The organism is Promicromonospora kroppenstedtii DSM 19349 (assembly GCF_000515355.1).
Taxonomy (GTDB): domain Bacteria; phylum Actinomycetota; class Actinomycetes; order Actinomycetales; family Cellulomonadaceae; genus Promicromonospora; species Promicromonospora kroppenstedtii.
In genome coordinates, this window is the sequence record NZ_KI911655.1 from 7,205 (window position 1) to 16,541 (window position 9,337).

Below are 9,337 nucleotides of genomic sequence, written 5' to 3' on the forward strand. Positions count from 1 at the left end.
GTGCAGCGCGGTGTTGCGCGCCACCTCCTCGGCGAGCCCGTCGCTGACTCCGAGGGCCGTCGTCGCACCGGGCCGCGCGCTGACCTGCGCCAGCTCGGTCAGCACCTGGCGGCGTCGGGCCGTGAGCTCCGGGTGGGCGAGGGCGGCCAGATCGAGGGGAGCGGCGCCGTCGGGCGCGGGCGTCTTGCCCTCGGAGGGCGGAAGGAGCAGGAGCACCCGCCCAGCCTAGGTCGCGGACCCAGGTGTGCGCGCATGAGGCCGGTCACGCTGCCCGCGGCCGGCGACCGCGGGCGGCGCAGCCGGCGAACGTAGGGTTCGTCGCCTTCTGGCGGCTCAGACGCCGACGAACCCTACGTTCACCTCGTTGTTCCGGCGGGCAGCAGCATCGCTTTAGGCTGACGCGCATGGCGCAGATCAAGGTGTACGGGAACCGGTCGGTGTGGGGCGGGCGGCGGGCGGAGATCTCCGACGCGCTGCACGAGGCGCTCGTGCGCACCTGGCAGCTCCCGGCGGAGAAGCGGTTCCACCGTTTTCTCCTGCTGGACGACGGCGACCTGGTCGCCCCGCGCTCGGACGCCTACCTGATCGTCGAGATCGTCTGCTTCACCGGACGCAGTCCCGAGGCGAAGCGGGCACTGATCGCTGCGCTGTACGACGACGTCGCCCCGCGCCTCGGGCTGTCCGCGGACGACCTGGAGGTCGTGATCGTGGAGAGCCCGCGCGAGAACTGGGGGATTCGCGGGGTATCGGGGGACGAGCTGGCGCTGAGCTATCGCGTGGACGTCTGAACGGGCGGGCGGTGCGGAGAGTTGACGGTACTCTTCTACCTGCGGACGAGTCGGTCGGGCGGTCGCGTCGGGCACCCTCGGGTGCCCGCCGAGGAACGTCCGGGCTCCACAGGGCAAGGTGGTGGTTAACAGCCACCCGGGGTGACCCGCGGGACAGTGCCACAGAAAACAGACCGCCCTCGGTCCTCGGACCGGGGGTAAGGGTGAAACGGTGGTGTAAGAGACCACCAGCGCCACCGGTGACGGCGGCGGCTAGGTAAACCCCACCTGGAGCAAGGTCAGACAGACTGTGTTCGAGGGCTGCTCGCTCGATTCTCTTGCGAGAAGCACAGTCGGGTAGACCGCTCGAGCCTTGCGGCAACGCAGGGCCTAGATGGATGACCGTCGCCCGCGCGGGGGTAACCGCGCGCGGGAACAGAACCCGGCGTACAGACCGGCTCGTCCGCATTTAAGGCCCTGACCTGAATCGGAGCATCAGTCGGAGGCTTCCAGGGGCGAGATCACGTTCGGATCTCAAGAACCACATCGACCTGCTCCTCTGTGTTGCCGCGATGGACCTGGAGCGTCCGCCAGTGCTCGGCGTGCTCCTCGAACGTGAACTTGCCGGCGTCCGGGTCGCCGTCTCCAGACCGCCAGGACGACGGTCGCCGCGAGTTCCGGTCCAGCACCTCGCTCGGGCCGACCGGAATGCTGACGATCGTCTCGGGCGCGCTTCCCGGGGCCAGCATTGTCGCTGGCCCCGCCGGCCTTTCGTCGACGACGACTCGCTACCTCGCGTTGCCAAGGGTGATCCGGCGCCGCAGGGCCTGGGCCAGTGGTGCTTCCCACACGTCGGTGCCCTCCGTCGGATCGGGACCGTCGTGCGGAAGCCGGGCCATCGTCTGCTTGGTGACGCGGATGGCCTGCCGGTCGCGCCGGGCGATGCGCCGGGCCAGGCGCTTGGCCTCGGCCCACACGTTCTCGGTCGGGACGACGGATTGTACGAGCCCGCCCTCCAGCGCCTCCTGGGCGTTGATGGCATCGCCGAGCAGCAGCATGGCGCGGGTCCAGCCGGAACCGATCTCGGCGACCAGGCGGTCCAGCACCTCGCTCGGACCCACCGGGATGCTGACGACCGTCTCGGGCGCGCGGAACCGTGCGTCCTCGGCGGCCACGCGCAGGTCGCTCGCGACCGCCAGCCCGAGCCCTGTTCCGGCGACGTTGCCGTGCAGTGCCGCGACTGTCACCGCCGGGCAGGTGCGCCAGGCGCGCAGCACGTCGTCGCTGAGCTCGACGAGGTTCCGGTAGCCGTCGGGGTCGTTGGTGGCGAGCTGGGCGAGCTCGTCCAGGTCGCCGCCTATGCAGAAGTGGCGCCCTTCGGCGCGCAGCACGACGGCGGCGATGTCGTCGGGCAGCGTCGTGAGCACGTCGCCCAGGGCGGTCAGCGTCGCTCGGTCGAGCCGGTTGTCGCCGTCGGGCCGCGTGAGGGTCACCACCAGCACGGCGTCCTCGCGGTTGACCACGACGGGTCCGGCGGCGGACGCGCTCTCACCAGCGGCCACCGCCGCACCAGCACCCGCGGTCGCGGCTGGACGGGGTCGCCGCCGTACCGGCACCGAACGTGTTCCGCGGAAGGCGAGGGTCTCGTCGTAGCCCACTGGCCCGGCGAACTCGAGATCGAACCGCTGCAGCACCTCGGGGAACAGTGTCGTCGCTTCCAGACGGGCCAGCGGCGCGCCTAGGCAGTAGTGCATGCCCACGCCGAAGGCGAGGTTGCGGCGGGGCGGGCGCGAGAGGTTCAGGTCGTGCGGCGAGTCGTAGGCGTCGGGGTCGTGGTTGGCCGCGGCGACCACGGCGTGCACGATCTGCCCGGCTGCCACCGGGATGCCGCCCGGCAGCTCCGTGTCCTGCGCCGCGTACCGGGTCATGAGCTGTACGGGCGATACGAAGCGGACCAGCTCCTCGACGGCGCCGTGCACGGCTTCCGGGTGCTCGAGCATCCACGTGGCCTGGTCGGGCCGGCGCAGGAGCTGCACCACGCCGTCGGACAGCAGGGACGTCGTCGTCTCGAGGCCCGCCTCGATCATGACGTTGAGCTGGGAGCCGGCCACCGCGCGCACCGCGGGGTCGGTCTCGGTGTCGAGCCACTCTCCCAGCGGGGAGTCCTCCGTGAGCCGGGGTCTGGGCTGGGCTACGAGCTGTTCCCAGTACGCGTTCCACAGCTTGCCCGCGCGGTCGGCCTGCGCCATCCGCGCCTTGCTCGGCGCGAGGTCGTGCACGTTCGAGAGCATGCGGCTCATCTCGCACAGCAGCGGGATGTCCTCGCGCGGCAGCCCGAGAACGATGCAGAGCACCGCCATGGGCAGCCGGTCGCCGACCAGGGCCCCGAAGTCCGCCTTGCCGTCGGCGCGCAGCACGGCATCGAACCGGTCGAGGTACTCGTGGACGGTCTGGACGATCTGCGGTGTGAGGTCAGCGACCGACTGCGGCGAGACGAACGAGCCAAGGCTGCGGCGCAGCCCGGCGTGCCCGGGCGGGTTGGTGCCGAGCGCGGAGTCGTGCAGGAACTTCAGGCCCGGGTGCCGCACCCACGTCGGCTGGCGCGCGGTGCGCCAGGCGGCGTCCACGGTGCGCCAGCCGGATCCGCTGAGCACCTCGTGGCTCGCGCCGTGCGAGGTGACCATCCAGGCTCCCCACGGCATGCGTACCGCCGGGCCCATGGCCCGCAGCTCGTCGTAGACGGCGTGGGGGTCGGCGCGCCCTTCGGGCGTGCTCAGGTGCCGGATCAGCTTGGTCACGCGGCGGCGGGCATTGCGGTCCGAACTGGCTGCGACGGCGTCTGCCGTCTTCCGGGATCTACCGCTGTGGTCAGGCACTGGGGGCTCCTTCTTCAGCCAAGACACCATCTCGTCTGCCGACGGACAACGTTAAACATAACGTGCATACCGGGCAGAACATTCGGCCCTTGCGGGTCGCCGTGTGACCATTGCGTAAAGAAGTGACTATGAGGCAGCCATGTGACGGTGTGGGTGGTCTTGTGCGCCGTTGCCGCAACCTGGCAGCCTCGGCAACCGCCTGCCACGCCGACCCCGGTGTCGAAGACCCCTGTCGGTTCGTCACGAACGACACCGTCATTGCCGGGTCGGTCGGCGGAGAGGTGCGACGCCTCGGGGAGAGTCGCCAACATCGTCGACGAGGCGCGCTGGAACCTCGAGTTCATGCTGCAAGATGCAGGTCCCCGACGGCGAACCCGGCGCGGGCACGGCGCACGAAGACTTGTGTGAACGGCAAGGCGCACGTCGATGCCGTCCGACGCTCCAGGGGCAGGTCAGACGCGGGCAGGCGTGCGGGCGGCCTGGCGCTCGGGAGTGAACGTCACCGGCAGCGTGGACGGGTAGCGCGACCACGGCGATGGCGCCCACTTCACCACCGGGTCGGTGAGCCTCAGGTCGAGCCGTTCCATGAGGCTCTCCACCGCGATCTTGACCACGAGCCGCCCGGGGCGCTTGGCGGGGCACGCGTGCGGCCCGACGCCGAAGGACAGGTGCGACCGGTTGCCCGCCTCGAAGAGGTCGTCACTGGTGCGTACCCGCGGGTCGTTGTTCGCGGCGGCCACGCCCATCACTATCGCGTCACCGGCGCGGATCTGGGCGGTGCCGAGGGTGCAGTCGGTCACGGCGTACCGGGCGGGCAGGTTCGCCACGGGCGGCTCGCTCCACAGCGTCTCGTCCATCGCGTCGTCCAGGCCGCGGCGCACGCCGGTGACGCGGCCGGTGTACCGGGGGTCGGTGAGCATGCGGCGAAGTGTGGCCGCGATCCAGGTCACGAGCATCTCGTTGGCCGCGCAGATCGCGATCACCATGGAGTGCACGATCTCGGTGTCGTCCTCGAAATTCGGGTGCTCGATGAAGCTGGTGGTCAGGTTCGGGCCTGGCTCCGCCCGGGTCGCGATGACGTGGTCCATCACGATCTGGTCCATCCGGACCAGGGCTGACGCGGGATCGCCGCCGTGCCCGAAGATCTCGCTCGCGCAGCGCAACAGGTCGACCCCCTGCCGCTCGTCGAAGCCGAACATGCCCGACACCGCCAGGAACGACACCGCCGCCGCATACTCGCCCATCAGGTCCGCACTGCCCTTGGCGGCGAACGAGTCGATGAGCCGGGCGCAGACGACGCGCACGAGCGCTGCCGTCCGGACCTCGTCCATGTCGGCGAACGCCTCGTCCACCGGGAGCCGCAGCCGCCGGTGCTCCGCTCCGTCCGAGAAGTACAGGTTCCGCCGTCCGGTCGGGGACAGGATGGCGTGCAGGGTCGACTGCGGTGGTAGCTGCTCTCTCCAGTGCCGTGGGTTCCGGGCGAAGACGCTCTCGGTGCGCATCACCTCCATGACCTCGGCGTGCCCCAGCACGAGCCAGCCCGGTACGCCTGGCTCCAGGTCCACGGGGGCCACCGGCCCCCATTGGTCCTGCAGCTTGCGCAGTGCCGCAGTCATGTCCTCTGCACCGGTCAGGTCCACCAGCGCGACCCGGCCCCCGCTCCGCTGCGGTTCGAGGTCAGGCATGCCCCTCCACCCCTCGACATTCATCCAAATTATCCATCGAAATCGGGGGCGACCTGCGTAGACGCCCGATCAGGCGTTTCTATCACGGGCAGCAGAGAACACGAAACACGCGGCGTACTTCCCCACGGCGGCCAGGTCCGGGCTCATCGCCGTCGCGAACGCCAGCACCCGGAACGCCTCTCGCGAGACCCACGCTCTGTTCATGGCCGCTCAGGGCCAGCTCGACCCCATCCTGTGGTGACCTGCTGTCCGCTCCGGTAGAACGATCGCCATGAGCTGGGTGGCGAACGTCATGATCTCGGTCGGATCGGCGTTGCCGAGCTCGTAGGTGCTGTTGGCCATCAGGCAGCCGCGCAGCGAGCTTGCGCCGGTCGGGTCGTCCGCCGGCGCCTCGAAGAGCATGCGTAGTGCGTCCACAGCCCGTGGAGTCTCGGCGAGGACCTTCCGAAGCTGGTCATGCTGGCCATCGGTGTAGCTGCGCAGCGCCCGGAGGAAGAGCTGGCGCTTGTCGCCGAACGCCCCGTAGAGGCTGCCTTTGCCCAGCCCGCTGACTCGCATCAGGTCTTCCAGCGAGGTCGCGGCGTAACCAGCGTCCCAGAACTGCTCCTGTACGGAGATCAGCACCTGCTTGTCGTCGAAGGGCTCTCGGACGTGCCATGCAACCAGCGTACGAGTTCTTGACCGGTTGGTCCAGCATCCTTATTGTGGACCGTGCCGTCAAGAACTCCATCACGTACGGAAAGCGAGAAGCACATGGGAAAGCTGGACAACAAGGTGGCGATCGTGACTGGTGGGTCTCGGGGGATCGGGGCGGCGTCGGCGCTGGCGCTCGCTGACGAGGGTGCCGACGTCGCGATCAGCTACTCGTCCTCGGCGGATCGAGCCGAGGCTCTGGTTGCCGACCTGGAGGCGAGGGGCGTCCGTGCGGCGGCCTTCCGAGCCGACCAGGCGGATGTGGCGCAGGCGGCGGGCCTGGTCCATCGGGTGGCCGAGCAGTTCGGAAGGCTGGACATCCTTGTCAACAACGCGGCCGTCGGTGGCGGAGGCTTGGTCGACAGCGAGGCCCGGGACCAGGCTGCCATCGACCGGCAGCTTGCCGTCAACTACACCAGCGTGGTGGCCGCGATCCAGGCGGCTTTGCCGCTGCTGCCCGACGGCGGCCGGATCGTCAGCGTCAGCTCGGGTGTGGGCACACGGGCGGGTTTCCGGGGGATGGCGTACTACGCGGGCACGAAGTCGGCCCTTGAGGGATACAGCCGGGGCGCGGCGCGTGATCTGGCGCACCGGGGCATCACGGTGAACGTCATCCAGTCCGGGTTCGTCGACACGGAAGGAAACCCCGCCGACGGCCCTGCGGCATCCGTGTTCCTTCCGACGGCGGCGATGGGGCGGTACGCCAGGCCGGAGGAGATCGCCGCAGGCGTCGTCTTCCTCGCCAGCCCGCAGGCCTCGTACGTCACCGGCGCAGTGCTGAGGATCGACGGGGGATACGGCGCGTAGCGCGACGCGCGGCTCGGCGATTCTCGAGAGCGCCCGGGATCGGTGGAGTTCCACCGATCCCGGCCGCTGTTGCGCCCACCGGAACGTGCCGGTGGACCGAGCTCCCCGATCCGTGATCCGCGATCCGTCGATACCCAGGTTGCTGGCGCCCTCGCCTCCCGCGATGCCCGCTGGGTCACGGCCCAGATCCTTGGCGCCACAGGCGGTGAACGCCTGTAAGCGTGGTTCAGCGCCGCGTCTCGTACCTGTTCAGGACCACCCCGCCGGCGAACGTCCGCGTCTCCACCAGCCTCAGGTTCACCCAGCTGTCCAGCACGGTGAAGAACGGTGCGCCACCACCCACCAGGACCGGATGGGTGACGATCGTGTACTCGTCGATCAGCCCGGCCCGCATGGCCGCCGCGGCCAGCTTCGCTCCACCGACCCGCATCGGCCCGCCGTCCTCGGGCTTGAGCCGGGCGATCTCGGCGACCGCGTCGCCGGCGAACAACCGGGCGTTCCAGTCGACCTCGTCGAGGGTGGACGAGAACACCACCTTCGGTGTGTCCCGCCAGTTCCGCGCGAACTCGATGTCTGCCGCAGTGGCGCCCGGCTGCTGGTCGCCCGTCGGCCAGTAGGAGCTCATGGTCTCCCACAGCCTGCGCCCGTACAGGAACAGCTCGATGGCCCGCTCCTCGCCGAGCCACCACTGGAACAGCTCGTCGTTCGGCTCGCTCCAGCCCAGGTCGTCGCCGGGCGCGGAGATGTAGCCGTCCACGCTCAGGTTCATGCCGTAGAGCAGTTTCCGCATGGCGTTCTACCTTCCGTCCGTCGGTCTCCAGCACAGACCGGCACACCGCGGAGAACTCATCGGCACGACCATCCGTACCGGCTACCCGATCGTGTCGGCGCAGCTCATCGCCAGGTCCGACGCCGCCGTGCCATCCGTCCGCACCAGGTGGGCCTCACCCCACACCCTGACCCCTTCGACGACGGGCAGCACTGTCGCCCCGTACGGCGTCAGCCGGTAGATGACAGGCGCCGGGACGGGCCCGGTCACCACGCGTTCGACGAGTCGGTCGGCCTCGAGCTCGCGCAGCTGCTCGGCCAGCACCTTGGGCGTGATGGGCGCGCTCCTGCGGCGCAGACCGGCGAAGTGGGACTCTCCGTGGGCGAGCCAGTAGAGCAGCGTCAGCTTCCACTTGCCGCCGATCGCGCTGAACGCCGCCGCCATCGGGCAGCCTGGCAAGGGGTTGCGGCGCGAGGGGTTACCCGCAGGTGCCTTCTTGTCCATGACAGAGCTCCGCTCAATAGTCGAACCCATGACCATTCCATACCGAAAGATCCTGACCGCAGGACTTTCCGCCACCTTCTTCTTCACGATGGCGTTCTTCGCGACGACGGCGGCGGGTGACGCCTCACCACATCCCACGCCCGCCGTCGTCGACGGCCAACGGGACTTCGACTGGGAGATCGGCACCTGGCGATCGTCGGTGCGGGTGCTCGCCGACCCGCTCTCCGAGTCGCCGGACGAGTGGCTCGAGTTCAGCGGGACCAGCATCGTGCGTCCCCTCTCGGAGGGGCGGGCCAACGTCGTCGAGCTCGAGGTCTCGGGGCCGGACGGCCGGATCGACGCGCTCAACCTCAGGCTGTACGAACCGCAGGCGCAGCGGTGGAGTCTCACGTTCGTCAACATGCGCGACGGGCTGCTCACCCCTGCGGTGTACGGCGGATTCCACGACGGCGTCGGCACGTTCTACGGCGACGATCACCTCGGCGACCGGCCGATCAAGGTGCGGTTCCTCATCACCCGCGTGAGCAAGGGCGAAGCGAGGTTCGAGCAGGCGTTCTCGGCCGACGACGGCGCGACGTGGGAGACGAACTGGATCGCGGTGGACCGCCGGGTCCGGCGCTGACGGCCGGGCCGCACCCTTCACTCCATGGGCGACGAGACGATCGGTTCCGCGAACGCCGAATCCACGGAGCAGAAGGTCCATGGTTCCGCGGGCTCTCTCGCACTGGGGCTCGGCCCGGTCCTCGGTGGCGCGGCCGTCCTCTTCCTCATCCTGGGGCTTCATGTGGTGCCCATCTCGGAGACGTCGGTGCTCCTCATGTTCATCGGCGGCACCGCGATCATCGTTGGCGCCGTTCAGCTGGTCGTCGGCGTCTACCAGCTCGCCGACAACGTGACCGCATGGCCAGGGCACTGCTCGACAGGAGACACGACTAGCGCAAAAAACGGCGAGATCCGCGGCCTCCTCCGTCAGGATGGCCGGCATGGACAAGCCCGGCACGGATCAGGTCGAGGTCGTCGTCGCCCACAGCCAGCGCGCGACGCTGCGCGTCGGCGACATCTTCCTGAAGGTCGACGGCGACCTGGCGCACGCCGACGTCGAGGTGCGGGCCATGGCCCTGGCGCCGATCCCGACCCCCGCGATCCTCTGGCGCGAACCCCCTGCGCTCGCGATCGCCGCCGTGCCCGGCACGGCGCTCGGCGTGCTCGGCGCGCCGTCGGAGGCGTCGTCGGCCG

9 protein-coding genes, 1 other RNA gene and 2 pseudogenes are annotated in these 9,337 nt (G+C 69.7%); 5 read left to right on the forward strand and 7 right to left on the reverse strand.

Annotated features, from left to right (window positions below; genetic code table 11):
• Positions 1-216, reverse strand: a pseudogene (locus PROKR_RS34570) (peroxide stress protein YaaA); the annotation flags it as partial.
• Positions 217-404: 188 nt separating this feature from the next.
• On the opposite strand from PROKR_RS34570, the gene PROKR_RS10595 reads away from it, so the two are divergent.
• Positions 405-788: a tautomerase family protein gene (locus PROKR_RS10595; RefSeq protein WP_036962949.1), complete on the forward strand. Its 384-nt coding sequence runs from the start codon at positions 405-407 to the stop codon at positions 786-788.
• A 46-nt stretch (positions 789-834) separates the two neighbouring features.
• Positions 835-1,233, forward strand: an RNA gene (gene rnpB, locus PROKR_RS30680) — RNase P RNA component class A.
• 322 nt (positions 1,234-1,555) lie between these two features.
• On the opposite strand, the gene PROKR_RS30675 is transcribed toward rnpB, so the two are convergent.
• The 4 genes from PROKR_RS30675 to PROKR_RS10615 form a co-directional block, all read right to left on the reverse strand.
• On the reverse strand, positions 1,556-3,643 hold the full coding sequence (locus PROKR_RS30675; protein ID WP_169736381.1) for a cytochrome P450: 2,088 nt from the start codon (positions 3,641-3,643) through the stop codon (positions 1,556-1,558).
• 452 nt (positions 3,644-4,095) lie between these two features.
• Positions 4,096-5,328: a cytochrome P450 family protein gene (locus tag PROKR_RS10610; RefSeq protein WP_051432866.1), complete on the reverse strand. Its 1,233-nt coding sequence runs from the start codon at positions 5,326-5,328 to the stop codon at positions 4,096-4,098.
• Positions 5,329-5,397: 69 nt separating this feature from the next.
• Positions 5,398-5,532: a hypothetical protein gene (locus PROKR_RS37835; RefSeq protein WP_281171693.1), complete on the reverse strand. Its 135-nt coding sequence runs from the start codon at positions 5,530-5,532 to the stop codon at positions 5,398-5,400.
• A 6-nt stretch (positions 5,533-5,538) separates the two neighbouring features.
• Positions 5,539-5,952 carry a TetR/AcrR family transcriptional regulator gene (locus tag PROKR_RS10615; protein WP_245605786.1) on the reverse strand — a complete coding sequence of 138 codons (414 nt, stop codon included), beginning with the start codon at positions 5,950-5,952 and terminating at the stop codon, positions 5,539-5,541.
• 87 nt (positions 5,953-6,039) lie between these two features.
• Here PROKR_RS10615 and PROKR_RS10620 point away from each other — a divergent pair, with 87 nt between their 5' ends.
• Positions 6,040-6,828 carry an SDR family NAD(P)-dependent oxidoreductase gene (locus tag PROKR_RS10620; protein WP_245605791.1) on the forward strand — a complete coding sequence of 263 codons (789 nt, stop codon included), beginning with the start codon at positions 6,040-6,042 and terminating at the stop codon, positions 6,826-6,828.
• A 226-nt stretch (positions 6,829-7,054) separates the two neighbouring features.
• On the opposite strand, the gene PROKR_RS10625 is transcribed toward PROKR_RS10620, so the two are convergent.
• Together PROKR_RS10625 and PROKR_RS10630 are read right to left on the reverse strand one after the other, a co-directional pair.
• Positions 7,055-7,618, reverse strand: coding sequence for a dihydrofolate reductase family protein (locus tag PROKR_RS10625; RefSeq protein WP_036962955.1), 564 nt, complete (start codon positions 7,616-7,618; stop codon positions 7,055-7,057).
• Between the two features lie 81 nt (positions 7,619-7,699).
• Positions 7,700-8,131: a winged helix-turn-helix transcriptional regulator gene (locus PROKR_RS10630; protein WP_245605787.1), complete on the reverse strand. Its 432-nt coding sequence runs from the start codon at positions 8,129-8,131 to the stop codon at positions 7,700-7,702.
• On the opposite strand from PROKR_RS10630, the gene PROKR_RS10635 reads away from it, so the two are divergent.
• Positions 8,130-8,723 (forward strand): hypothetical protein, encoded by a 594-nt coding sequence (locus tag PROKR_RS10635; protein ID WP_211240100.1) that lies wholly within the window; start codon positions 8,130-8,132, stop codon positions 8,721-8,723. The genes PROKR_RS10630 and PROKR_RS10635 overlap by 2 nt on opposite strands.
• Positions 8,724-9,084: 361 nt before the next feature.
• Positions 9,085-9,337 (forward strand): annotated as a pseudogene (locus PROKR_RS34575) (aminoglycoside phosphotransferase family protein); the annotation flags it as partial.